The following is a 24,967-nucleotide window of genomic DNA, read 5'->3' as shown; positions in this document are numbered from 1 at the left end:
CACATTGCCTCGCTGCGTTACTTCGCTTTTGCGCCGCCCAGCACGGTCTGCGGCTGCCATTTGCCGTCGACAACCTTGTAGACCGTGAACGACGGCGATTTTAGGTTGCCCTCTTTATCAAACGCGATCTGTCCGGTGACGCCGGAGTAGCTGATGGCGCGCAGGGCGGGCAGATAGTCGGACGGCTCAACGGAGTCTGCTTTTTCCATCGCCGCAACCAGCACGCGGGTGGCGTCATAGGCGAACGGGGCGTGCAGTTCGATATGGGTGTGGTAGCGGGACTGATAGGCCTGCTCAAACGCTTTGCCGCCCGGCATCTGGTCAACGGGCAGACCCGGCTCCAGCGCCACAACGCCTTCGCCTTCTTTCTGCGCCAGCTTCAGGAACGTCTGGCTGACGAATCCGCCTGCGCCCATCAGCGTGGCGTTCATGCCCAGCTGTTTGATGCGACGCGCCAGCGGTGCGGCCTGGCTGTCGACGCCGCCGAAGAAGATCAGATCGGCGTTTTTACTGCGGATGGCGGTCAGTACGGCGCTGAAATCGACCGTTTTGTCATCCACGTACTGACGATCGACAATTTTCACGCCCTGCGCTTCCAGCGATTTTATAAACTGGTCTGCAAGCCCCTGACCAAATGCTGTGCGGTCGTCGATCACCGCAATGCGTTTGGCTTTCAGGGTATTCACCGCGTACTGACCGGCAAGCTGACCGCCGTCATCGTCATGTCCCATCACGCGGAAGCTGGTATCAAAACCTTGTTGCGTATAGGCGTGACCGGTCGCGACCGGTGCAACCTGGGCGATGCCTGCATCGTGATAGATGCGGGCCGCCGGAATGCTGGTACCGGTGTTCCAGTGGCCGACCACGCCCGCCACGCCGCTGTCCACCAGACGCTGCGCCACGGCCACGGCGATGCGCGGGTCGGACTGATCGTCTTCGGACTGCAGTTTGAAAGTCACCGCTTTGCCGCCGATGGTCGGGTGCTGCTTGTTAATGTCGTCAATTGCCAGCTGCGCGCCGTTCTCCAGATCTTTCCCGATACGGGCGGACGGGCCGGTCAGCGGCCCCGCCAGACCAATAACCACGGTTTCACCGTCGGCAGCCCAGGCTCCGGTAGAGACAACACTACTGAGCAGAATAGCGGCGCTGAGCGCACTGATTTTTACTGTTTTCATTGTATTTCCCTGATGTTGGCTGGTGTTGTTAAACGGGCATTTCGCCCAAATAAATCTGTACAATCTGGTCGTCATCGAGCAGCGCTTTCGATTCGCCATGATGAACAATGCTGCCGCTGTCCATCACCCACGCGCTGTCGGTCACTTCCAGCGCGAGACGGGCGTTTTGTTCGATGAGCAGCAGGGCGACGCCGCGTTCGCGCAGTCCGGCAATGACGGCAAAAATGTTTTCGACCATCTTCGGGGCGAGGCCCATCGACGGTTCGTCGAGGATCAGCAGGCGCGGGCGGCTGAGCAGGGCGCGGTTAAGGGCCAGCAGCTGTTGCTCGCCGCCGGACAGCAGCCCGGCAAGCTGATGCTGGCGTTCGCCCAGACGCGGGAACCGTTCGAAAATCTCGTTCATCTCGCGCTTAACGGTGACAGTGTCACGCCTGAGCCAGGCGCCCATCTGCAGGTTTTCCAGTACCGTCATGCGGGAGAAAATCCCGCGGCCTTCCGGGACCATCACCAGCCCGTCGCGAAGCAGGGTCTCCGGGCTCTGTTTACGCACCGCTTTACCGCTGAATTCAATACTGCCGCTAAAGCTTTCCAGCCCGGTAATGGCGCGTACGGTGGAGCTTTTCCCCGCGCCGTTAGCGCCGATCAGCGTCGCCTGTTCGCCCTCGCGCAGGCTAAAGGAGACGTCGCGTACGGCCTGAATGCCGCCGTAATGCACGTCCACACGTTCCACCTTCAGTAATTCAGACATGAGCGTTACCTCCAAGCCAGGCGGCGATCACTGCCGGGTCGCGCCGCACGCTCTCCGGCGTGCCGCTGGCAAGCGTTTTGCCGTAATCAAGGACCGTCAGGCGGTCGCAGATGCCCATCACCAGCTTGACGTCATGCTCAATCATCAGCAGGGTTTTGCCGTCATCACGGATGCGGATGAGCAGCTCGCCGAGCGCCACTTTTTCCGCCGCGTTCATCCCGGCGGCGGGCTCGTCCAGCGCCAGCAGCAGCGGATCCGTTGCCAGCGCGCGGGCGATTTCAAGGCGACGCTGATGACCATAGGCCAGATCGCAGGCGCGATAGTGGGCAAACTGCGCAATGCCGGTGTACTCCAGCCAGTGCCAGGCCAGTTCGCGGGTTTGCTTTTCTTCTTCGCGAGCGCGTAGGTGACGGCTCAGCGCTGCCCACAGGCCGTTACGGGTGCGCACGTGGCGGCCCACCATCACGTTTTCCAGCACCGACATCTCGTTAAACAGCCTGACGTTCTGAAACGTGCGGGCGATCCCGGCGGCGGTGACTTTCTCAATGTGCTTTGGAAAATAGGGCTTATCGGCAATGGAAAATTCGCCGCTGTCCGCCGGATAAAGCCCGGTGATCAGGTTAAAACAGGTGGTTTTTCCCGCGCCGTTAGGGCCAATCAGGCCGTAGATCTCACCCTTGTTCACGGCGATCGAAACGTCATCCACGGCGGTAAGCCCGCCAAAGCGTTTTGTCATGTTGCGAACGGTTAACAGGCTCATGCCTTCGCCTCCTTGTGGCGTACCGGCCAGATCCCGGCAGGACGCACCAGCATGACCAGCACCAGCGCCAGGCCGTAAAACAGCTGACGCAGCACTTCCGGGTCAATCAGCACCGTACCGAACAGCGCCTGCTGAACCGGCGCTGCCTGGCTGCGCAGCAGTTCCGGCAGGGCGGTCAGCAGTACCGCGCCCAGGATCACGCCGGGAATATGTCCCATACCGCCCAGCACCACCATCGCCAGCACGGCAATGGATTCCTGTAACGTGAAGGATTCCGGGGAGACAAAGCCCTGAAACGCGCCGAACAGGGCACCCGCGACGCCGCCAAACGAGGCACCCATCGCAAAGGCCAGCAGCTTATAGTTACGCACGTTGATGCCCATCGCGCGCGCCACATCCTCATCTTCACGGATGGCGTGCCAGGCGCGACCAATACGGGAATGCTGCAGGCGCAGGCAGACAAAAATAATCGCCACAATCACCAGCATCAGCAGGTAGTACCACAGCCACAGCGCGGGCACTTTGAAACCAAACCAGTGGTATACGCCGCTAAACTTCAGGCCGAACAGGTTTAGCGTATCCACCCCGGTAATGCCCTTTGCGCCGTTGGTGATGTTCACCGGACGGTCGAGATTGCGCATCAGGATGCGGATAATTTCGCCAAAGCCGAGGGTCACTATCGCCAGGTAGTCCCCGCGCAGCTTGAGCGTAGGAGCACCGAGTAAAATCCCGCAAACTGCCGCGACGAGGGCGGCCAGCGGAATAATGAGCAGATACGAGGTGTGAAGCCCGTCCGGGAACCAGACGCCGAGGATTGGAAACACCTCCAGCAGGTGCGGGGAGGCCATCAGCGCAGCGAGATAGGCGCCGACCGCGTAAAAGGCGATAAAGCCCATGTCCAGCAGGCCGGTATAGCCCACCACAATATTAAGCCCGAGCGCCAGCATGATGTAGAGCAGGGCGAAGTCGATAACGCGCACCCAGTAGTTGCCGCCAAGCTGCGTTGCCACCACGGGAGCAATCAGCAGCGCGAGGCAGAACAGACTCATGCCTGACCAGAATTTGCGCGTGGTCGCCGGGGTCTGGAGTTGAAGTGTTGTCATGGTATTCCTTACGCCCTGTGCGCCACGCGCTCGCCCAGCAGGCCAGCCGGACGGAAGACCAGCACCAGGATCAGCACCATAAAGGCAAAGACGTCCTGATAGTTGCTGCCAAATACGCCGTGGGTCAGTTCACCCAGATAGCCAGCGCCCAGCGCTTCGATAATGCCGAGCAGGATCCCGCCAATCATTGCGCCACGAATGTTACCGATGCCCCCCAGAACGGCGGCCGTAAAGGCCTTAATTCCGGGCAAAAAGCCCATCGAGAAACTGGCGTTGCCGTAATTGCTCGCCATCATCACGCCTGCCAGCGCGGCGAATACGCCGCCAATGGCAAACGTCAGGGTAATAATGGCGTTTGGGTTAACCCCCATCAGCGTGGCCACGCGCGGGTTTTCCGCCACGGCGCGCATGCCGCGTCCCAGACGGGTGTATTCCACCAGCAGCCACAGCCCGGTCATCACCGCCAGCGCCAGGACAACGGTGACGATACCCGTGACGGTGACAATGGCAGGAGGATGCGCTTCGCTGCCGGACGTGACGGCGATAGGGTCCATCGGCAGGATCTGCGGGAACATCAGCGGGTTACGCGTCCAGATAATCATCGCCACGGTTTGCAGCAGAACGGAGACGCCGATACCCGAGATCAGCGGCGCCAGGCGCGGGGCGTTGCGCAGTCGACGGTAGGCAAAGCGCTCCACGGCCATTGCCAGCAGGGCACAGACGGCCATGGCTATCACCAGGGCAACGCCAAGCTGCAACAGCAGCGGCATGTGTGGAAAGGTGGTGTTGAGGGCGTTAATCGCGGAGAGCGTGGTGAGCGCGCCGACCATCAGAATATCGCCGTGAGCAAAGTTAATAATGCGCAAAATGCCATACACCATGGTATAGCCCAGCGCGATCAGCGCGTAGATGCTTCCCAGCATCACACCGTTGATCAGTTGTTGTATGAGTGTATCCAACGTCTGTACCCGCAAAGTGCTCGTTCTGCGGCTACCATCCAATAAATGAATTAAATTGTAAAATACACATATATTATTTCTTATGATAAACCGGTATTGCTTTATCTTAATGATTTATATGAAGATGATGTAATCGCGCTTCCGGCTAAAAAGCCTAAAGAAATCAATATATGAATAAAACAGAACAATTGGCGAGCCTGGCTGCGTATGCAGAAAGCCGCCTGGCAAACGATCCGCCGCTGCGGGCTGTCCGTGCCTTTGAGGCAATAGCCCGGCTGGGCAGCGTCACGCTGGCCGCACAGGAGCTGGATATCTCCCCGTCGGCGGTCAGTCATCAGCTCAGGGTGCTCGAAGGGTATCTGCAAATGCCGCTCACGGAGCGTCAGGGGCGCAGGCTGGTGCTGAGCCAGCACGGGCGGGAATATTACCGCTCCATCCGCGCGGCGTTTAACGTGTTGCGCCAGGCGACGGAGCACCTGGCAGAGCAGGCACAAACGCGTCAGGTCACCATCAGCCTGATCCCGCTTTTTGGTATGGGGTGGTTTATCCCGCGTCTGCCTGATTTTATGCGTGCCAATCCGCAGACCGAGATCAACGTAGTGTATGCCAACCATCGCAACTATCTTAGCGATGCGTCGGATATGTCGATTCGTTTTGGTAATGGTCAGTGGGCGGGCTATCAGAGCGAAAAGCTGATTTCCGGTCAGATGGTGCCGGTGTGCAGCCGCGCGTTTTTACGCATTCATGGCCATATCGACACGCCTGAACAGCTGCTGCAAATGCCGCTGCTGCATGACGAGGAGCGCACAACGTGGGCGCAGTGGTTTCTGCAGCAGGGGGTAAAACGTCCTCTGCGGCGCAGCGGCCCTCTGTTTGAAGACGGGCTGTTAACGCTGGCGGGCGTGCAGGCCGGGCTGGGCTGTGCGCTAATGCGCGAGCCGCTGATTGCGCCGTATCTTGAGAGCGGCGAGCTGGTGAAGATATTTGACTTACCCATTGATGACGGGCGCGACTATCACCTCTGCGTGCGTTCAGATTCAGGGATGACCGAGGACGGTAAGCTGTTGCAAAACTGGCTGCGCCGGGCGGCGGGCGTTGATTCGTCTACGGCGTAAGCAGGCAGTGTTTATCCAGCGCTTCAATTTCCGAACCGCTGTAGCGTGCGTATTGCCCGGTCAGACCAAAAAACGCAGGTTGGGTTTCGGTATAGATTTCTGCTGCGAGCACCAGTCGACGTCGCTCATCTTCGCTCATCTCAAGCAGCGTCCAGGGAATGAAATAGCGTGCCGTGGAGGTGAGTTTGAACCACAGCGGGCAGCCGCAGCCGGGGCAAAACCAGCGTTCTCCTCGAGTCGACGAGCAGAAATGAGAAGGGGCAATTGAGTCTTGCTCCAGAAGCGGTTCGCCCTGAGGCTCAAGATACATGGCAATGCCACCTGACCACTTCTGGCATTGCGTGCAATGACATGCGTACACGTCAAAATTGTTGAGGCTCACGCTGAACTGACTCATTCCGCACAGGCAGCGTCCTTTGAATATATGCATGGCGTACTCCTTTTTGACGCCAGAAATCCGTATAAAAAAAGCCAGCCACATGGGCTGGCCTTTTATCGTGACAAATCTTAGAACTGGTAGGTCAGGCCTACAGCTACGATGTTGTCGGTAGCAACGCCAGTTGCTTTGGTGAAGCTGTTGTCGTCAACCAGGTTGATTTTGTAATCAACATAGGTAGACATGTTTTTGTTGAAGTAGTAGCTCGCGCCAACGTCAACGTATTCAACCAGATCCTGGTCGCCGTATGAACCCAGGTCTTTACCTTTGGATTTCAGGTAAGCGATGGATGGACGCAGACCGAAGTCAAACTGGTACTGAGCAACAACTTCGAAGTTCTGAGCTTTGTTCGCGATATAACCGCTACCGAAGTTGGTCATGTTGCGGGTTTCAGAGTAGGTGGTTGCCAGATAGATGTTGTTCGCATCATATTTCAGGCCAGCAGCCCATACTTCTGCGTTCTCACCGCCAGCGTTAACGGTGTTAGCAACGCGACCTGCAGCAACCTGACGGTCAGTACGGTCAGATTTCGCGTAGGTTGCACCGACGCCGAAACCGTTCATTTCATAGGTAGAAGACAGACCCCAGCCGTCACCGTTCGCTTCGGTGATGTCATTACGGTCGTTTTTACCCTGGTACTGAGCGGCAACGTTCAGACCGTCAACCAGACCGAAGAAGTCGGTGTTACGGTAGGTTGCAACGCCAGTCGTACGGCCAGTCATAAAGCCATCAGTCTGGGTCCAGGTATCACCACCGAACTCTGGCAGAACGTCAGTCCACGCGCCGATGTCGTAAGCAACACCGTAGTTACGACCGTAGTCGAATGAACCGAATTCGTTGAATTTCAGACCCGCGAATGCCAGACGGGTTTTGCTGCCGTCAGTGCCCTGGGATTCAGAACGGTTGCCTTTGAACTCATATTCCCACTGGCCGTAACCGGTCAGCTGATCGTTGATCTGAGTTTCGCCTTTGAAGCCCAGACGCACGTAAGTTTTGTCGCCGTCGTTGCTGGTATCATCAGAGAAATAGTGCAGACCCGTTACTTTACCGTACAGATCCAGCTTGTTACCGTCTTTGTTATAAATTTCAGCCGCGTTTACAACGCCTGCTGCCAACATGGAAGTCACTGCCACTGCAACTAATTTAAGTTTCATCTTAAATATTCCTTATAATTTTCTTAGGTATTTCCTGAGCCACTTTGAACAATTTCTAAACGAGGCTAATCGTCAATGGCATGCTATTTTTAAAAATCTTGTAGTCCTATTTCAATAATAAGTTTCAAAATATTAGTAATAATTTCAGTTAGTGTGATCGAGATCGGGTAAATGGCGAGTGAATAGCGTGAAATGGCGGCTATTTAATCAATTTTAGGTGGGTTTGATTGCTGTGAATATAGTTTCATTGCGGTTTAATAAAAAGTGGTAATTATCGATATTTACGTGCTTTTGCCGCGTCTTAAATCCTGTATTTAGCCCTAAGGTATTGTTTATACACTGTCGAGTGTACGGATTTTTCGATGTTTTCATGGAAATACACAGAAACATACTATTGCACTTCGTGCTATTAACATTGTGAGTATTTGCAAGAAACTAATCACCCTCCGGTGTCAATTTATGTCAATAAAAGAAGACGGTTGTTTACGAAAAGGCGGTAATATAAACAGAATCTAAACGCGTGCTCTACTTGCCTGATAAATATTTTGGTGCGCGCTCACATATTAAATTTATGTTAATTTTTCGTTGTCGGGATAAATATTACCCGACAGCGAAATCAATATTATTTTCTGGTTGCGTACCAGCAGAGCAACGACCCGGCGCAGACCATCAGCGCGCCTTGCCAGAACGAGAAAGAGAGGGGGGAACTCAGCACCGCGGCGGCAAGCGCGGCTGAAAGGACAGGGGTAAAATACGATACGGCAGCCAGTACCGTGACGTTACCGTGAAGAATGCCAATATTCCATGCGGCGTAACCGAACCCAAGCGCGATCCCACACATAACAAGCTTCACCACCACCGGAAGCGTGAACTCCATCTCGGGCTGATCGCTTAGGGCATATTTCACCCACAGGCTCAGTGCGGTGAGCAAAACAAACAGGGTAATGCCGTTTTGTCCTTTCGCAAATTTGCTGGTGACCGTGCAGTAGGCGGCCCAGATAAATGCCCCGGCAAACGCCAGCGCGTAACTCAGCGGGCTGGAAACGATATTGCGGGTTATTTCATCAAGATGTAAACCCTGTTCACCGCCCAATACCCAGCAGACGCCCAGCAATGAGACGGCTAAGCCGGGGATCACCCACAGGGTTGATTTCTGTCCGTTGAACAAAATGGCAAACACAATGGTCAGGCTTGGCCAAAGGTAATTGACCATGCCCACTTCTATTGCCTGCGAGCGCGTTGCGGCATAACCCAGCGACAGCGCCAGGCATATTTCGTAACTGACAAATAAAACGCTGCCGGCAATAAGATAGCGGGGGGAAAACCGTCTGATATCAGGAAATCCTACCGTCATCAGGCACAGCAATCCGCTGAGGGTGTAGATCATTGCTGCACCGCCTACCGGCCCCAATCCCTCACTCACGCTGCGAATAAGGCCGACCATGGTGCTCCATAACAATATCGCCGCCAGCCCAATAAGCGTTGCTCTTTTTCTGTCCATTACTTCGCCATCACAATAAAAATCAAAGGAAAAATGTATCGCATTACGCCTGTCGCTGTCGTGAATTTTTCTCTTAAGCCGTTAATCAAAAAGGGGTAATGAAATATTGCGGGGGTGACTATTAAGGGGGGGAAGACAGATGACCTTGATTTGACGCAAAAAAATCAGGGGCTTTGCTGTTAGTTTGCGGCGCGAAGTCTTTTCAGATAACGAGGACAACAATGGACGTCAGCCGCAGACAATTTTTCAAAATCTGCGCGGGCGGTATGGCCGGAACAACGGCAGCCATGCTGGGATTTGCTCCCAAAATGGCGCTGGCTCAGGCACGCAACTATAAGCTACTGCGCGCCAAAGAGATCCGTAACACCTGCACATACTGCTCCGTAGGTTGTGGGCTATTAATGTATAGCCTGGGCGATGGCGCGAAGAACGCCAGAGAAGCGATTTACCATATTGAAGGGGATCCGGATCATCCGGTGAGCCGCGGGGCGCTTTGCCCGAAAGGGGCGGGGCTGCTGGACTATGTTCACAGCGAAAACCGCCTGCGCTACCCGGAGTACCGCGCGCCGGGTTCTGATAAATGGCAGCGTATCTCCTGGGATGAGGCCTTCTCCCGTATTGCAAAATTAATGAAAGCCGACCGCGACGCCAACTTTATTGAAAAGAACGCGCAGGGCGTAACGGTTAACCGCTGGTTATCAACCGGCATGTTATGCGCCTCTGCGGCGAGCAATGAAACCGGCATGCTGACGCAAAAATTTGTGCGCTCTCTCGGCATGCTGGCGGTAGACAACCAGGCGCGCGTCTGACACGGACCAACGGTAGCAAGTCTTGCTCCAACATTTGGTCGCGGTGCGATGACCAACCACTGGGTTGATATCAAAAACGCTAACGTCGTGGTGGTGATGGGCGGTAACGCCGCTGAGGCCCATCCGGTGGGGTTCCGCTGGGCGATGGAAGCGAAAAACAACAACGATGCGACGCTGATCGTCGTCGATCCGCGCTTTACGCGTACGGCATCGGTGGCCGATATCTATGCGCCTATTCGCTCCGGTACGGACATTACGTTCCTGTCCGGCGTGCTGCTGTACCTGATCGAAAACAACAAAATTAACGCGGAATACGTTAAGCACTACACCAACGCGAACCTGTTGGTGCGGGATGATTTTGCGTTCGATGATGGACTGTTTAGCGGCTATGACGCCGAAAAGCGCCAGTACGACAAAACGTCCTGGAACTATCAGTTCGACGAAAACGGCTTTGCGATGCGCGATGAAACCCTGACGCATCCGCGCTGCGTGTGGAACCTGCTGAAGCAGCACGTTTCCCGCTACACGCCGGAGGTGGTGGAAAACATCTGCGGCACGCCGAAAGCGGACTTCCTGAAGGTGTGTGAGGTGCTGGCCTCCACCAGCGCCGCCGACAGAACCACCACGTTCCTGTACGCGCTGGGCTGGACGCAGCACACCGTTGGCGCGCAGAACATCCGCACCATGGCGATGATCCAGCTATTGCTCGGCAATATGGGCATGGCGGGGGGCGGCGTGAACGCGCTGCGCGGTCACTCCAACATACAGGGGCTGACCGATCTCGGCCTGTTGTCGACCAGCCTGCCGGGCTACCTGACGCTGCCGTCTGAAAAGCAGACGGATCTGCAAACCTATCTGACGGAAAATACGCCGAAGGCGACGCTGCCGGATCAGGTGAACTACTGGAGCAACTATCCGAAGTTCTATGTCAGCCTGATGAAATCCTTCTACGGCGACGCGGCGCAGAAAGAGAACGACTGGGGCTTTGAGTGGCTGCCGAAGTGGGATCAGGCTTATGACGTCATCAAGTATTTCAACATGATGGATAAGGGCAACGTCACGGGCTATATCTGTCAGGGCTTCAACCCGGTGGCGTCATTCCCGGACAAAAACAAAGTCGTTCGCAGCCTGAGCAAGCTGAAGTACATGGTTGTTATCGATCCGCTGGTGACCGAGACTTCTACCTTCTGGCAGAACCACGGGGAATCAAACGATGTCGATCCGGCGTCGATTCAGACCGAAGTGTTCCGCCTGCCGTCGACCTGTTTTGCCGAAGAGGACGGCTCCATTGCCAACTCCGGCCGCTGGCTGCAGTGGCACTGGAAAGGTCAGGATGCACCGGGTGAGGCGCGCAACGACGGCGAGATCCTGGCCGGGATTTACCATCGCCTGCGCGAGATGTACCGCACCGAAGGCGGCAAAGGCGCTGAGCCGCTGCTGAAGATGAGCTGGAGCTACAAGCAGACGGATCGTCCCGAGTCTGAAGAAGTCGCGAAAGAGAACAACGGCGTGGCGCTGGCGGATCTGTATGACGCGAGCGGCAATCTGCTGGCGAAGAAAGGCCAGCTGCTGAACAGCTTCGCGCTGCTGCGCGACGACGGCACCACGGCCTCGTCCTGCTGGATCTACACCGGCAGCTGGACGGAGCAGGGTAACCAGATGGCCAACCGCGACAACGCCGATCCGTCCGGGCTGGGCAACACCCTCGGCTGGGCATGGGCGTGGCCGCTGAACCGTCGCGTGCTGTACAACCGCGCATCGGCGGACCTCAACGGCAAGCCGTGGGATCCGAAGCGCATGCTGATCCAGTGGAACGGGGCGAAATGGACGGGTAACGATATCCCGGACTACGGTACCGCCGCGCCGGGCAGCAACACCGGGCCGTTTATCATGCAGCCGGAAGGGCTGGGGCGCCTGTTTGCTCTCAACAAGCTGGCGGAAGGGCCGTTCCCGGAGCACTACGAGCCTATGGAAACGCCGCTGGGCACCAACCCGCTGCACCCGAACGTGATCTCCAGTCCGGTGGTGCGTATCTACGAAGACGACGCGCTGCGTCTGGGCAAAAAGGACAAATTCCCGTACGTGGGAACAACCTACCGCCTGACCGAGCATTTCCACACCTGGACCAAGCACGCGCTGCTTAACGCTATCGCGCAGCCGGAACAGTTTGTGGAAATCAGCGAAACGCTGGCGAAAGCGAAAGGGATTGCCAACGGCGACCGCGTGAAGGTGAGCAGCAAGCGCGGCTTTATTCGCGCGGTGGCGGTGGTGACCCGTCGTTTGCAAAGTCTGAACGTGCACGGGCAGCAGGTGGAAACCGTCGGTATCCCGCTGCACTGGGGCTTTGAAGGCGTGGCGCAGAAAGGCTACATCGCCAATACCCTGACGCCTAACGTCGGCGATTCCAACTCGCAAACGCCAGAGTATAAGGCGTTTCTGGTCAACATCGAGAAAGCGTGAGGAGCGATTCAATGGCGATGGAAACACAAGACGTTATCAAACGCTCCGCGACTAACCCGATAACTCCCGCACCCCGCGCGCGGGACTACAAGGCAGAAGTCGCCAAGCTTATCGACGTCTCCTCCTGCGTGGGCTGTAAGGCCTGCCAGGTGGCGTGCTCAGAGTGGAACGACATCCGCGACGAGGTAGGGCACTGCGTTGGGGTCTACGACAATCCGGCGGATCTGAGCGCCAAATCCTGGACGGTGATGCGCTTTAGCGAAACCGACCAGAACGGCAGGCTGGAGTGGCTGATCCGCAAAGACGGCTGCATGCACTGCGAAGATCCGGGCTGCCTGAAGGCGTGCCCGTCTGCCGGAGCGATAATTCAGTATGCCAACGGGATCGTCGATTTCCAGCAGGACAACTGCATTGGCTGCGGCTACTGCATCGCGGGCTGTCCGTTTAATATTCCGCGCCTCAATAAAGAGGATAACCGGGTATACAAATGCACCCTGTGCGTGGACCGCGTCAGCGTTGGACAGGAGCCTGCCTGCGTCAAGACCTGTCCCACCGGGGCGATCCACTTCGGCACCAAAAAAGAGATGCTGGACGTGGCGCAGCAGCGCGTCGATAAGCTCAAAGCACGGGGCTACGACAAAGCGGGCATTTACAACCCGCAGGGCGTGGGCGGTACGCACGTGATGTATGTGCTGCACCATAGCGACCAGCCGGAGCTGTATCACAACCTGCCGAAGGATCCGGCCATCGATACGTCCATCAACCTGTGGAAAGGGGCGCTTAAACCGCTCTCGGCGGCGGGCTTTATCGCCACCTTTGCCGGGCTGATCTATCACTATATCGGTATCGGGCCGAATAAAGAGGTGGATGACGACGAGGAGGAGCATCATGAGTAAGTCAAAAATGATAGTGCGCACGAAGTTTGTCGATCGCGCCTGTCACTGGACGGTGGTGATCTGCTTCTTCCTGGTGGCGGTGTCGGGGATTTCGTTCTTCTTCCCGACGCTGCAGTGGCTGACCGAAACCTTCGGTACGCCGCAGATGGGGCGCATTCTGCACCCGTTCTTCGGCGTGCTGATCTTCGTGGTGCTGATGTTTATGTTCGTGCGCTTCGTCCATCACAACATTCCGGACAAGCAGGACATCCCGTGGGTGAAAGGGATTGTCGAAGTCCTGAAGGGTAACGAGCATAAGGTCGCGAAGGTGGGGAAATACAATGCCGGACAGAAGATGATGTTCTGGACCATCATGAGCATGATATTTGTGCTGCTGGTGACCGGCGTGATTATCTGGCGTCCGTATTTTGCGCACTATTTCCCGATTCAGGTGATTCGCTACGCGCTGCTGATCCACGCCACGTCAGCGATCGTTCTGATCCACGCCATCCTCATCCATATGTATATGGCGTTCTGGGTAAAGGGATCGATTAAAGGGATGATTGAAGGGAAGGTGAGCCGCCGCTGGGCGCAGAAACATCACCCGCGCTGGTATCGTGATGTGGAACGGCTGGAAGCAAAACAGGAAAGTACGTAAGGGATTAAGTAAGACCTGCGCCGTCGGCTTTGTCCGGCGGCGCTGCGCTTGCGCGGGCCTACGTTATGTATTGGTCACTAACGCATCTATCGCCGCAATCACGGTACTTCTCGCGCTGCGAAGATTGCATACAAAATCTTTATTATTTAGTTTCTTTTTCTCCACGTGTGTTATGCCAGATGTATTTAGAAAATATCGCTCAAAATCAATATTAACTAACGGCGCTGCGGCGTTGATATGTCCACGTAAATAGTTGTGGTAACTTAATGGAATAATGAGTCTCGTTGATAAATCATCATAATAGTCATGTTGAATTATCATAAAATAAGGCTGGTAATCCCGTGTTCTCTCTGAAGGGTTACGGTAAACGTCAAATTGAAAACACATTAAATCCCTCCAAAGAAAGGATCGTCTGATAATCGTCCCGCTTTAGCCGTAAATTCATTCATGGCTCTTATGAACTCTTTATCTTGCTGATGCCGACTTCTTCGCACCTCTGGGGTCAGGGCCTCACGGGACACGCCACTCGCCACGCTCTCCCTTTTACCAGCGTCTTTACTGCGGTTTGGTTTCATTTTTATCTCCTCTGTTGGAGCGGTTATTATCAACCGCAGCCAACAAAAAACAATACTGTATCCCCTGGTAATATCTATTCTGCGAGGCGTATTCCAGTAATTTTAGAATCGCTCCTCCACATAGCGGAACGGATATTTTGTGGGTTTGACTTTGCCGATTTTGCGTTTCGGTAAATCCACCTTGTCTACGTGAATTTCTTTATAGGGGATTTGTGAAAGCAAGTGCGAAATAATGTTCAGTCTAACGCGTTTTTTATCCTCTGACCGCGCCACAAACCACGGCGCCCATGCGGTATCAGTGGCTTCAAACATGGCGTCGCGGGCGCGGGTGTACTCGTCCCACAGGTTAAAGGATTTAATATCCATCGGTGACAGCTTCCAGATCTTACGCCCATCGTTAATACGGTCGCGCAGGCGCCGCTCCTGCTCTTTCGGCGTCACCTCTAGCCAGTACTTCAGCAGGATAATCCCGGCATCGACCATCGCTTTTTCCATAACCGGCGCGCCGTCTAAAAATTTCTCCGCCTGTTCCTCCGTGCAGAACCCCATTACCCGTTCGACACCCGCGCGGTTATACCAGCTGCGATCGAAGATCACGATTTCACCGGCCGAGGGCAGGTGGGGCACATAGCGCTGGAAGTAAAGCTGGCTTTTTTCCTTTTCAGTCGGAGCAGGGAGCGCAACAACGCGAAACACGCGAGGGCTGACGCGCTCGGTGATCGCTTTGATGGTGCCGCCTTTGCCGGCGCCATCGCGTCCTTCAAAAACAATACACACTTTTAACCCTTTGGCGACGACCCACTGCTGGAGCTTAACCAGTTCAACGTGCAATCGGCGGAGCTCTTTTTCGTAGTCTTTGGTCTTAAGCGGTGCATTTGTTACGACATCAACAGCGACAGGGGTTTTCTTTTTGCTTCCCATGATTGTCATCCTCAGGTTGTCCGGCGCGGAAAAAGCGAGACCGCACTATGAAGTGTAATCCACCTGATATTATGCGTATTGTTTTTAGGTAATTAATGTCACGACACTTTTTTCAGATACTGAGGTATGCAAGAAGATGCTAAGCACCTGTTCCTCTATTAGAAAGCAGCGGATGCAATAAAATCAGCATTTTTAACCCCTTTTGCTATGTATGGTTAATGTAATAATTGATTTTTATTTACTTACTTAAGGAACTAAGAATGAGTTGGAATAAAGAAACTGCGGTTTCGTATCTCCGTTCACACGCTCTAGGGCGCTCTCATAGTGAATGAGCTAAGTTTACCCGCCTGGCCATTCTGGCTGGCGGTGTTAAGGTAGCAAACACAGATTATGCAAAAGATTATGGGGCGGAATTATTACGTGCTGGATTCAGTGAGCTGCCGCCCGGTTCAACGTTAATTTCTGGCGATGTGGCTGTAATACAGCCATACCCTGGTGGAAATGGCATAGGTCACATGACTATGTATGACGGTAAGCAGTGGATTTCTGATTTTGTTCAAAAAAGCATGTATCCGGGGCCAGGTTACCGCAAAATGCAACCATCCTTTAAAATTTACAGGATGCATTGATGAAAAGAATATTCCTATCATTCGCTATATTGCTGGTGGGGTGCAGTTCGGCTACCAACCAAGATCATAGTGCGCAAGACGCTACCGAATCATTTTATAAATCCTATCTTTCCGTATTCGGCAGCGATGAAGCCAGGCCTTATCCTGCCGACGAACTGCGTAAATATGTTTCTGCTGATACTATTGCTCGCATTAATGTCATTCAGGAAATCTCAGAACAAGAGTTAATAGAGTCTGACTATTTTACATATACCCAGGATTACTCTCGCGAATGGATACCCTCGTTACGAGTTGAAAACGCCAGGTCATTTTTAAACGGTGAAGTAGTCCAGGTCATTGAGGGCGCGGGTAACGGGAGAAGCATCCATCTTGAGGTTTTTCTTCGTCGTGAAGATGATGCATGGAAAATCTACCGCGTCCGTGACATAACGAACAATCACGAGCACCCTATTTTCAGTGCTGGTGCTATTACAGGCGCTAAAGCAGCGGCAGAAAGCGCACTGTAAAAGCTACACCTCAAATCCTTTCAAGCCCTGACACATGCCGGTGCTTTTTGTTTTCCATTCCCACGGCGTAGCAGTTGGAGAAAATTCCTGAATCAATGGATGAACCTGTCAGCCAGCTGATTTGAACTGGCTCACCATACAAGATTATTCAATAATGCCCGCTGCGAGTGATTAACCCGTGGTTGAGGTATGAAAAAGACAATATTTTCGTTGGCGCTTGGCACATTTGGTCTGGGCATGGCCGAATTTGGCATTATGGGCGTGTTAACCGAGCTGGCGCATGACACCGGTATTTCGATTCCCTCCGCCGGGAATATGATCTCGTTTTATGCCTTCGGCGTGGTGATTGGCGCCCCGATAGTGGCGCTCTTCTCAGGCAAGTTCTCGTTAAAGACCACGCTGCTGTTTCTGGTGGCGATGTCCGCTGTCGGCAATGGCCTGTTTACGTTCTCCACGTCGTACTTCTGGCTGGCGTTGGGAAGGTTGATTTCCGGTTTCCCGCACGGCGCGATTTTCGGCGTCGGGGCGATTATCCTGTCTAAAATTGCGCCGCCGGGGAAGGTGACGGTCGCGGTGGCCGGGATGATCGCAGGGATGACCGTGGCGAACCTGGTGGGCGTCCCGCTTGGCACCTGGCTGGGGCACCAGTTCAGCTGGCGTTATACCTTTTTCCTGATTGCGGTGTTCGACGCGCTGGTGATCCTCTCGGTTCTGCTCTGGGTGCCGGACATCCATGACAAATCAGAAATCAAATTGACCGAGCAGTTCCACTTTCTGAAAAAACCAGAACCCTGGCTGATTTTTGCCGCCACCATGTTTGGCAACGCCGGGGTGTTCGCGTGGTTCAGCTTCGTTAAGCCGTTTATGGTCAACGTTTCTGGCTTTTCCGAAGGGATGATGACGGCCATTATGATGCTGATGGGCCTTGGCATGGTGTTGGGCAATCTGCTGAGCGGAAAACTCTCGGGGCGCTTTAGCCCGCTGCGCATTGCGGCCACCACAGACATGGTGATTGTCGCCTCGCTGCTGCTGCTTTTCGCCTTTGGCGAACTGAAAACGGCCTCGCTGGTCATGGGCTTTATCTGCTGTGCCGGGCTGTTCGCGCTCTCAGCGCCGCTACAAATTCTGCTTCTGCAAAATGCGAAGGGCGGTGAGATGCTGGGGGCTGCCGGGGGGCAGATGGCGTTTAATCTTGGGAGTGCGATTGGGGCGTATTTTGGCGGGATGATGATTACCCTCGGCTTTAGCTGGCGCTACGTCACGCTGCCTGCGGCGATACTCTCGTTCTCGGCCATGAGCGCGCTGTTGGTATACGGTTACCTGCGGGCCAGACAGGCTCAGGCTAACGCTCGCGCGCTAGCCTGATTGAAGTCAGGCAAGCCAGGGCTCGCCCAGGGTCAGCATCAGGCGGTTGGCCCAGGCGAAGAACGCGGCGGACTGCACCAGGTCGAGCTGGGCTAAGGTGTCCAGCCCCTCTTTTTCCAGCGCGGCAAGGTGCAGCGGCGTGGCGGCAGGTGGGGTAACCGACAGCGCTGCCGCAAAATTAATCTCCGCCTGCCAGCGCGCAGATTGCCCCTCGCTCAGGGATTGTCCTGGACGCACGGCCAGCAGGGCCTCTACCGCCGCGTCATCCTTTGACAGCTGGCTGGCTTTCCGCGCATGGACAGATGCGCAGTAGATGCAGCCGTTAATTTTACTGGCGACCGTTGCGGCCAGCTCGCGCTCGGCGCGCGGTAATCCTCCCGGTGTATAAAAAATCCCTTTATCCGTTAGCGTGCGCTGTTCAAGCACCGGCAGGTTGCGCCCCAGCAGGCGGAAATAGTCGGAATCGGTATGGCCAAATTTCGCCAGGATGGCAACCTCATCGTCACGGAAATCCGCAAGCGGTTTTGCTGCTATCCATGGTTCCCATCCCAGCTCCTGCTGGGTGAACGCGACGGGGGCCGACTTCCCGGTGATCGTTGTTGCGGTCGTGTGCCAGACGCCTGCCGCCACCGGCGCATCGCTTTTGGCGACGGGTTTGTCGTTCAGCAGCCGCAGCCCGGTGATGAGTCGGCTCTGGAAGCTGACAAACGCGATAAGCTGCGCCAGGGTAACAATGCCTTCCTTGCTCCATCCCGCCTGGGTTAGCGCCTTTAACGCTGCAGGCGTCGCTTCGACGGGGGAGAACGTCAGCAGACGTGCAAAATTGAGCGCAGGAGTCAGACGGTCTGAGGTGGGGTCGGCCAGGCCAAACCCCGCATAGTGCGCGGCCAACGCCTCCGCGCCGTGCCACCGGGCGACTTTTGCCGCCACGGCGAAGCGCTCGTCGAGTGCGAAATTATCATCCTGCTGGCTAAACAGGATTTCGTAGCTGCCCTGCGCGTGGCGCGTGGCGGCATCACGCGTGGCGCGCGCCTCTGCCAGAGGGGAACCGGGTTGAATTTCCGCCAGCTCGGCGAGAATGTCCTGACTTAATGACATAGGTGTCTCCTCAAAGTATGTGGGGGGCAATACGTTCGGCGATCAGTTCGATGGAGCGCAGCGTGTCGCGATGGGTGGGCTCGACCGAATGGACCTGGAATGAGATGTCCGTGGCGCGCCGGATAACGGAATCAGCCTGCAGAGAATGCAGCACCGTTTCTGGCGATCCGATGTGGGCGTCGAACTGACGGCGATAATCAGTGACACTGTCACCTTTAACAATGTGCCCGGCAGCGCGATGCTGCTGGGCCTGCCTGGTGAGACCCGGTGCGGCGACCTTCAGCGCATAGTCATCGCTGTCGGCGACGAATGCCGTACGGGAGGCCAGAATGCGCGGCGCGATACCGGCGGGCAGTGCCTCAAGGTAGGCATCCACAATCGGGTTCTGGATCGCGTCGAGCGTTAAATCCAACTGGTCTGCAGGGCGCGGCTGCGTGCGGGAGAGCATTAAACCGTGTCCGGCCCGCGCGGCGCGAACGGCACCGTCGACGGAAAAGGTGGCAATCCAGATCCGGTCAGCAAGCTGTGGCGCAGGCGGGTAAAGGTGGTTATCCGGATGGGTGAGCGAATCCCCGCGCCAGGCGCTCTGGATCACATGCAGATGGTCGGCAAAGGCCGCGCCGCGCTGTTCAAACGTCAGTCCGAACGGCAGGAAAGAGGTCGGCGTGCCGCCCGAACCAAAGCCGACTTCGAGTCGTCCATCGGCGAGTAAATCCAGAACCGCGGCGTCTTCCGCCACGCGCAGCGGGTTTTCCATCGGCAGGGTTATGATGGCCGTACCCAGCCGAATGGTTTCGGTATGCGCCGCTACGTGCGCCAGAAACAGCAGCGGCGACGGCAGGCCGCCTTCACTTTCGTGGAAGTGGTGCTGGGCAATCCAGGCGCTGTCAAAACCGTGGCGTTCGGCGTGGCGGATCTGTTCAGTTGCCAGACGATAGCGCTCCTTCGGCGTGGCGTCGTCAAGCAGACGGGTGAAAAATCCCAGGCGTTTTCGCGTCATGCGAACTCCTCCGTAGCGGGTGAAAAATGGGGAATGGCGTCAATCAGCTCGCGGGTGTAATCGTTCTGCGGAGACGCGAATAAGGTTCCGACGTCACCGTGTTCGACCACCTGACCGCTGCGCAGCACCGTTACGCTGTGGGCGATCCGACGGACGGTAGACAGATCGTGCGTGATGAACAGGTAGGTTAATCCCAGCTGCTGCTGCAGCTGCTGAAGCAGAGCCAGAATCTGCGCCTGCACGGTGACGTCCAGCGCGGAGGTGGCTTCGTCCAGCACCAGAATGGTCGGCTCCAGGATCAGCGCCCGGGCGATGGCAACGCGCTGACGCTGTCCGCCTGAAAGTTCCCGGGCGGTGCGGGTCAGGAGTTCGACGGGCAGGGCAACCCGCTGCGCCACGGTCTCCACCCGGACCTTTCGCTCCGCTTTACGCAGGCGGGAAAAGTTCTTCAGAGGCTCTTCGATGATGTCAAACAGCGTCTGACGCGGATCGAGAGAGGCAAACGGGTTCTGGTAGACAAACTGGATCTTCTGGCGCAGCTGTCGACGGGCTTCGCGGCTGAGCGTGGTGGCATCAATATCATCAATGATGACCTGTCCGCTGTCCGCCTGTTCAAAACCCAGCAAAATACGGGCGAGGGTGGTCTTCCCGGAACCGGATTCACCGACCAGCGCATGCGTGCTGCCGCGCCTGACGTCAAACGTCACCCGATCCAGCGCCTGAAGCTGATGACCTTTGCCCAGCGAGAACCGTTTGCTTATGGCCCGGGCGCGAATGGCCGGTGACGAGAGCGGAAGACCTGAAACCGGGGCGATGGTCAGGCGCTGGCCCTGGAGATCGCTCAGTAGCTGACGGGTATAGGCGTGCTGCGGCGTGCGGACGATGTCGGCGGTTTCGCCGTGCTCCTGAACCTCACCATTGCGAAAAACCAGCAGCCTGTCCGCACGCTGGGCGGCCAGGGCCAGATCGTGCGTGACAAACAGAACGGCAGTACCCGATTCCCGGCGCAGAATATCCAGCAGATCGAGAATGCGTTTTTGCACCGTCACGTCCAGCGCGCTGGTGGGCTCATCGGCAACGATCACGTCCGGGCGCAGGGCAATGGCGATGGCAATCAGCACGCGCTGCTTCATCCCGCCGGAGAGCTGATGCGGATACTGCGTCATGCGCTGTTCGGGGTGGCTCAGGCCGACCTTTGTCAGCAGGGCGAGCACCTGCTCGTCGCGCTCGGCGCGGGTCACTTTCTGGTGTAACTGAATAATTTCTCCGACCTGCGCACCGATGGTTTTCACCGGGTTGAGCGAATTACCCGGATCCTGCGGAACCAGGCTGATTCGCGCCCCGCGAAGGGTATCGAGACGCTTCGCTGACCACCGGCTAATCTCCTCGCCGTTGAGCACGATTTTTCCCGCATCGCGCCGGGCGTTATCCGCCAGCAGGCCAATGATCGCCTGTGCCGTGGTCGTTTTGCCGGATCCGGATTCGCCGACAAACGCCAGCATTTCCCCTCGCCTGAGGGTAAAGCTGACGTTATGTACCACCTCGCGCCACTGGCGCGCGGTACGGTAGCTGATGGTCAGGTTTTCTACCGAGAGTACGGTCATTTCAGGCCTCCGCTGAACTGCTGGCTGATACGGTTGGTGGCAAGCACGACGGCGATGACGACCACGCCGGGGAAGGTGGTTAACCACCAGGCGGTAGAGAGATAGTTACGGCCTTCGGCAATCAATAAGCCCCATTCCGGCACGGGCGGCGGGGTGCCGTAGCCGAGAAAGCTCAGCGTGGAGAGCGCCAGGATGGCCTGGCCAAACTGCAGCGTGGCAAAGGCGAGGACGGCGGTTAAGGCGTTGGGCAGGATGTGTCGCCACAGCACGGCGAAAAACGTCCCGCCGCTGCCAAACGCCGCCTCGACGTAATCCGTGTGGCGGATGCGCACGACTTCACCGCGCGCGAGGCGGGCGAAGCTGGCAATGGAGGCCACGCCGACGGCAATCGCGGCGTTAACGGTGCCAAACCCGAGCAGAATAATCACCGTCAGCGAGAGCAGCAGAGACGGAATGGACAACAGCACGTCGACAAAACGCATCAGGAAAGACTCGACGCGTCCGGCGAACGCCCCGGCGATGACCCCCAGGCCGGTGCCTGCCACCAGCCCCATCGTGACGGCGGCGAGCGCCGCGCTCAGCGAGTGTGATGCGCCGTAGACAATACGGGTATAAACATCGCGGCCAAGCTGATCGGTACCGAGCCAGTGTCCCGCCTGCGGTGCCAGGCGCTGTGCGCCGGCGATGCCCTCGATCGGGCTGTAGTGAGTTAACAGGCCGGGTACTACGGCGGCAAAAACCGCAATAATGATCACCGCCCATGCCAGCCACAGTCCGGGCTGCCACGCGACGCCCTGCCAGGCTGGAACGCGTTTTCGCGCGGCGGCAGCGTAATCGACCAGGCTCATGATGCACCTCCGGTAATGGTTTGCAGACGGGGATCCAGCAGCGGCATCAGCAGATCAACCAGCAGATTGATCAGGACAAAACCGAGGGCGGAAATCATCACAACCGCCTGAAGCACGGCGATGTCCTGGTTGTTCACCGCCTGCTGGGTCAGCTGTCCGAGCCCGCTGCGGCCAAAAACGGTTTCGGTGATCAGCGCCCCGGCAATCAGCTCGCCCAGCAGCAGCCCGGCAATGTTCAGGACCGGTAGCAGGGCGTTGCCGGTAACGTGACGCCACAGGACGGCGGTTTCACTCAGACCTTTGGCGCGGGCCACGGCGACAAACGGCTGCGTCGCCACCTGGTCCAGACTGCGCATGAGAATTTGCGCCAGCGGGGCGGAGATCGGGATCGCGACGGTCACGATCGGCAGGATCAGCCCCTGCAGCGGCGTCGGGTTAATCACCGGGATCAGCCGCAGCTGAAAAGAAAAAAGCTGGATGAGGGCAATCCCCAGCCAGAACGTCGGTAAAGAGATAAACAGGACCGGCAGAGACTGTAGGGTATTACTCAGCCAGCGCAGACCCGGCAGACGCGATGCAAAGGCCAGCACGAACGCCAGCAGGACCGCGAGTACAAACGCGGGCAGGGCGAGGCTCAGGGTATCCGGCAGATTGCTGGCAATCAGCTCGCTGACCGGCACCCCGGCCTGTAGCGAATAGCCGAAATCCCCGCGCAGCATTGCCAGCAGCGTGTGGCCGTACTGCTGCCACAGCGGGCTGTTCGCGCCGTAGGCCACGCGCATCTCCTCGATCTGCGCCGGGCTCAAGCCCAGGTCCGGGTTCTGAAATTTAATCAGCACCGCGTCGCCCGGCAGCACCTGGAGCAACACAAACGAGAGGGTAAAGGCGGCCCACAGCACCAGCAGCCCGTGCCCAAAACGTTGAAGAAGTGCGTGGCGCATCGTCAGCTCCTCAGTGTTTCTCGATCCACGCGCCGTAGAACGACGGGCGGCCGACCGCTTCAAAATTGACGCCTTTCAGCCATGGGGCACCGGCAAAGACCTGCGGCTCTTCGAAAATCGGAATGACGTAGGCGTTATCCAGCAGGTAGCGCTGGGCATCGCCGGTCAGCTGCAGGCGTTTTTGCGGATCGACCTCAGCAGAAATGTTCACCAGCAGTTCATTCAGCTTGTCGTCACGGAAGTTTTTGACCTTGTCGCTGGATCCGCCTTTTTGCAGCAGCGCGTCGCGGTTCGCCGGGTAGAACATGCTTTTCACCACGTCAGGATCGGCGCGGCCTACTTCGGAGACGGTTAACGGGGTTTTCAGCGGATCAAGGTTATCCAGCGTGCGGCTGCCTGCGTCACCGGCTTTAACGCTGAGCGCCACGCCCACCTGTCGCCACTGCTGGGCAACCAGCTGCAGCACCTCTTTGTTTTGCGGCTGCGGAAGGGATTCATATACCGTCAGTGCCAGACGTTGTCCGTCTTTGGCGCGGATCCCGTCGCTGCCCGCTTTCCAGCCCGCCTCGTCCAGCAGCTGATTGGCTTTTGCCGGGTCAAAGGTCAATTTGTCGCTGAGGTCGACAAAGCCTGCGGCGGAATCGGCAATCACCGACTTCGCCTGCGGATAGTTGGCCGAGAAGAGGGTCTCGACCACCTGTTTTGCATTGGTGGCATGCAGCAGCGCCTGGCGGACGCGAATATCGGAGACCAGCGGGTTATCCGGGCGGAAGCTGATGCTGTCATTCACCCCGCGCGTTGGGGCGGCGTAGATTTTATAGCCCTGATCGGTTGCCTGCTTTTCGTCATACGCCTGCACCTGACGAATAAAGTCGGCCTGACCGGCCAGCAGGGCGCCGACGCGCACGCTGTCTTCCTGAGTCACGATAAACTTGATGCCGTCAAGATTGGCTGGCCCCTGTTGCGCCAGATTTTTGGGTCCCCACTGATAGTCTTTGCGCGCTTCGAGCGTCACTTCACGGCCCAGCTTCTCGTCCTTCACCACAAACGGGCCGGAGCCAATGATATGCCGGGCATCACCCAGCTCTTCAAAGTTGCGCTTCAGCGTGCTGAGCGAGACCAGACCCGATCCTATGGTGGCGGTGCCCTGCAGAAATCCCGGCGACGGTTTTTTGAAGTAGAACTTCACGGTCAGCGGGTCGACCACTTCGCTGCGATCGTAGTTATTGATCACTTCTGACACCGGCAGGCGCTGCGCCTTGTTGCCTAAGCCGTAGGTATCAAAGTTTTTCGCCACGGCGTTGGCGTCGAGCGGCGTGCCGTCGGAGAAGGTTATGCCGGGACGCAGTTTAAAGGTGTATTCGGTTTTATCTGCATTGGTGGTCCAGCTTTCTGCCACCCACGGTTCCACCTGCAGCGTCCTGGGGTTCTGCCACGTCAGTTTGTCGGTGATTTGATTCAGAATGCCGCCGTTCGGGTAAAAGCCACCGGCAGGCGGATAGAGGTTAGTGTGCGCCTGTTGCTCCAGATAAATCAGCGTGCCGCCTTTGACGGGCGCATCTGCTGCCCAGGCGGCGGTTGTCGCCAGAATCAGCGCCGCCAGCAGCGGCAGACGAAATGGGGTTTGCATGGTGAATTCCTTTGTTATCTTCTTGTTAGCGTCGGATTCATCATCGGGCGCGGGGGAAAGCAAGGGAACAAAGGAATTAAGATAAGGATTGCCGGAA

General features: G+C 56.8%; 23 protein-coding genes. 6 read left to right on the top strand and 17 right to left on the bottom strand.

Annotation, left to right across the window (positions count from 1 at the left end):
* Window positions 1-17: 17 nt before the first annotated feature.
* The 5 genes from V1587_RS14170 to V1587_RS14150 are packed head-to-tail and all read right to left on the bottom strand — an operon-like array spanning window position 18 to window position 4,745.
* Entirely contained in the window at window positions 18-1,175 is a 1,158-nt protein-coding gene (locus tag V1587_RS14170) for a branched-chain amino acid ABC transporter substrate-binding protein (protein ID WP_371898189.1), read from the bottom strand.
* Between the two features lie 28 nt (window positions 1,176-1,203).
* Complete coding sequence (locus tag V1587_RS14165) at window positions 1,204-1,923, bottom strand: ABC transporter ATP-binding protein (protein ID WP_371898188.1); 720 nt, start codon at window positions 1,921-1,923, stop codon at window positions 1,204-1,206.
* Window positions 1,916-2,683, bottom strand: a complete 768-nt coding sequence (locus V1587_RS14160; protein WP_371898187.1) for an ABC transporter ATP-binding protein — start codon at window positions 2,681-2,683, stop codon at window positions 1,916-1,918. The genes V1587_RS14165 and V1587_RS14160 overlap by 8 nt, the downstream gene beginning before the upstream one ends.
* The gene (locus V1587_RS14155; protein ID WP_371898186.1) at window positions 2,680-3,786 is read right to left on the bottom strand and encodes a branched-chain amino acid ABC transporter permease; all 1,107 of its coding nucleotides are present in this window, start codon (window positions 3,784-3,786) and stop codon (window positions 2,680-2,682) included. The genes V1587_RS14160 and V1587_RS14155 overlap by 4 nt, the downstream gene beginning before the upstream one ends.
* An 8-nt stretch (window positions 3,787-3,794) precedes the next feature.
* Window positions 3,795-4,745 (bottom strand): branched-chain amino acid ABC transporter permease, encoded by a 951-nt coding sequence (locus V1587_RS14150; RefSeq protein WP_395314391.1) that lies wholly within the window; start codon window positions 4,743-4,745, stop codon window positions 3,795-3,797.
* Window positions 4,746-4,915: 170 nt separating this feature from the next.
* Between V1587_RS14150 and V1587_RS14145 the strand changes: the two genes are divergently transcribed.
* The gene (locus V1587_RS14145) at window positions 4,916-5,860 is read left to right on the top strand and encodes a LysR substrate-binding domain-containing protein (RefSeq protein WP_371898184.1); all 945 of its coding nucleotides are present in this window, start codon (window positions 4,916-4,918) and stop codon (window positions 5,858-5,860) included.
* Here V1587_RS14145 and V1587_RS14140 read toward each other — a convergent pair.
* The 3 genes from V1587_RS14140 to yddG form a co-directional block, all read right to left on the bottom strand.
* Complete coding sequence (locus V1587_RS14140; protein WP_313148703.1) at window positions 5,850-6,290, bottom strand: GFA family protein; 441 nt, start codon at window positions 6,288-6,290, stop codon at window positions 5,850-5,852. The two genes, V1587_RS14145 and V1587_RS14140, sit on opposite strands and share 11 nt — an antisense overlap.
* Window positions 6,291-6,367: 77 nt before the next feature.
* On the bottom strand, window positions 6,368-7,450 hold the full coding sequence (gene ompC / locus V1587_RS14135) for a porin OmpC (protein ID WP_313148704.1): 1,083 nt from the start codon (window positions 7,448-7,450) through the stop codon (window positions 6,368-6,370).
* 622 nt (window positions 7,451-8,072) lie between these two features.
* The gene (gene yddG / locus V1587_RS14130; protein WP_371898183.1) at window positions 8,073-8,951 is read right to left on the bottom strand and encodes an aromatic amino acid DMT transporter YddG; all 879 of its coding nucleotides are present in this window, start codon (window positions 8,949-8,951) and stop codon (window positions 8,073-8,075) included.
* 221 nt (window positions 8,952-9,172) lie between these two features.
* On the opposite strand from yddG, the gene fdnG reads away from it, so the two are divergent.
* From fdnG to fdnI, 3 genes are read left to right on the top strand one after another with little or no spacing between them, the layout of a single operon-like run.
* On the top strand, window positions 9,173-12,220 hold the full coding sequence (gene fdnG, locus V1587_RS14125; RefSeq protein WP_395314390.1) for a formate dehydrogenase-N subunit alpha: 3,048 nt from the start codon (window positions 9,173-9,175) through the stop codon (window positions 12,218-12,220).
* A gap of 11 nt (window positions 12,221-12,231) precedes the next feature.
* Complete coding sequence (fdxH, locus tag V1587_RS14120; protein ID WP_371898181.1) at window positions 12,232-13,116, top strand: formate dehydrogenase subunit beta; 885 nt, start codon at window positions 12,232-12,234, stop codon at window positions 13,114-13,116.
* Entirely contained in the window at window positions 13,109-13,753 is a 645-nt protein-coding gene (fdnI, locus tag V1587_RS14115; RefSeq protein WP_395314389.1) for a formate dehydrogenase-N subunit gamma, read from the top strand. Before fdxH ends, fdnI begins: the two co-directional genes overlap by 8 nt.
* Window positions 13,754-13,816: 63 nt before the next feature.
* Here the strand turns inward: fdnI and V1587_RS14110 are convergent, their stop codons facing one another.
* From V1587_RS14110 to ppk2, 3 genes are all read right to left on the bottom strand, one after another.
* On the bottom strand, window positions 13,817-14,140 hold the full coding sequence (locus V1587_RS14110) for a CcdB family protein (protein WP_371898179.1): 324 nt from the start codon (window positions 14,138-14,140) through the stop codon (window positions 13,817-13,819).
* Window positions 14,140-14,328 carry a hypothetical protein gene (locus V1587_RS14105; protein ID WP_371898178.1) on the bottom strand — a complete coding sequence of 63 codons (189 nt, stop codon included), beginning with the start codon at window positions 14,326-14,328 and terminating at the stop codon, window positions 14,140-14,142. Before V1587_RS14105 ends, V1587_RS14110 begins: the two co-directional genes overlap by 1 nt.
* Before the next feature lie 102 nt (window positions 14,329-14,430).
* Window positions 14,431-15,249: a polyphosphate kinase 2 gene (gene ppk2 / locus V1587_RS14100; protein WP_371898177.1), complete on the bottom strand. Its 819-nt coding sequence runs from the start codon at window positions 15,247-15,249 to the stop codon at window positions 14,431-14,433.
* 628 nt (window positions 15,250-15,877) lie between these two features.
* On the opposite strand from ppk2, the gene V1587_RS14095 reads away from it, so the two are divergent.
* Window positions 15,878-16,384 carry a YbjP/YqhG family protein gene (locus V1587_RS14095; RefSeq protein WP_371898176.1) on the top strand — a complete coding sequence of 169 codons (507 nt, stop codon included), beginning with the start codon at window positions 15,878-15,880 and terminating at the stop codon, window positions 16,382-16,384.
* 189 nt (window positions 16,385-16,573) lie between these two features.
* The gene (gene araJ / locus V1587_RS14090; protein ID WP_371898175.1) at window positions 16,574-17,749 is read left to right on the top strand and encodes an MFS transporter AraJ; all 1,176 of its coding nucleotides are present in this window, start codon (window positions 16,574-16,576) and stop codon (window positions 17,747-17,749) included.
* Window positions 17,750-17,755: 6 nt separating this feature from the next.
* Here araJ and V1587_RS14085 read toward each other — a convergent pair whose 3' ends face one another.
* The 6 genes from V1587_RS14085 to V1587_RS14060 are packed head-to-tail and all read right to left on the bottom strand — an operon-like array spanning window position 17,756 to window position 24,870.
* Complete coding sequence (locus V1587_RS14085; RefSeq protein ID WP_371898174.1) at window positions 17,756-18,847, bottom strand: alkylhydroperoxidase domain protein; 1,092 nt, start codon at window positions 18,845-18,847, stop codon at window positions 17,756-17,758.
* Window positions 18,848-18,857: 10 nt separating this feature from the next.
* Complete coding sequence (locus V1587_RS14080) at window positions 18,858-19,847, bottom strand: putative FMN-dependent luciferase-like monooxygenase (protein WP_371898173.1); 990 nt, start codon at window positions 19,845-19,847, stop codon at window positions 18,858-18,860.
* On the bottom strand, window positions 19,844-21,451 hold the full coding sequence (locus tag V1587_RS14075) for a dipeptide ABC transporter ATP-binding protein (protein WP_371898172.1): 1,608 nt from the start codon (window positions 21,449-21,451) through the stop codon (window positions 19,844-19,846). The genes V1587_RS14080 and V1587_RS14075 overlap by 4 nt, the downstream gene beginning before the upstream one ends.
* Window positions 21,448-22,299, bottom strand: coding sequence for an ABC transporter permease (locus V1587_RS14070; RefSeq protein WP_371898171.1), 852 nt, complete (start codon window positions 22,297-22,299; stop codon window positions 21,448-21,450). The genes V1587_RS14075 and V1587_RS14070 overlap by 4 nt, the downstream gene beginning before the upstream one ends.
* The gene (locus V1587_RS14065; protein WP_371898170.1) at window positions 22,296-23,240 is read right to left on the bottom strand and encodes an ABC transporter permease; all 945 of its coding nucleotides are present in this window, start codon (window positions 23,238-23,240) and stop codon (window positions 22,296-22,298) included. Before V1587_RS14065 ends, V1587_RS14070 begins: the two co-directional genes overlap by 4 nt.
* Window positions 23,241-23,250: 10 nt before the next feature.
* Window positions 23,251-24,870: a TIGR04028 family ABC transporter substrate-binding protein gene (locus V1587_RS14060; RefSeq protein WP_371898169.1), complete on the bottom strand. Its 1,620-nt coding sequence runs from the start codon at window positions 24,868-24,870 to the stop codon at window positions 23,251-23,253.
* Window positions 24,871-24,967: the final 97 nt, after the last annotated feature.

Source organism: Enterobacter sp. ECC-249 (assembly GCF_043965265.1).
Lineage (GTDB): Bacteria > Pseudomonadota > Gammaproteobacteria > Enterobacterales > Enterobacteriaceae > Enterobacter > Enterobacter quasiroggenkampii.
This window is presented reverse-complemented; position numbering and strand designations above follow the sequence as displayed.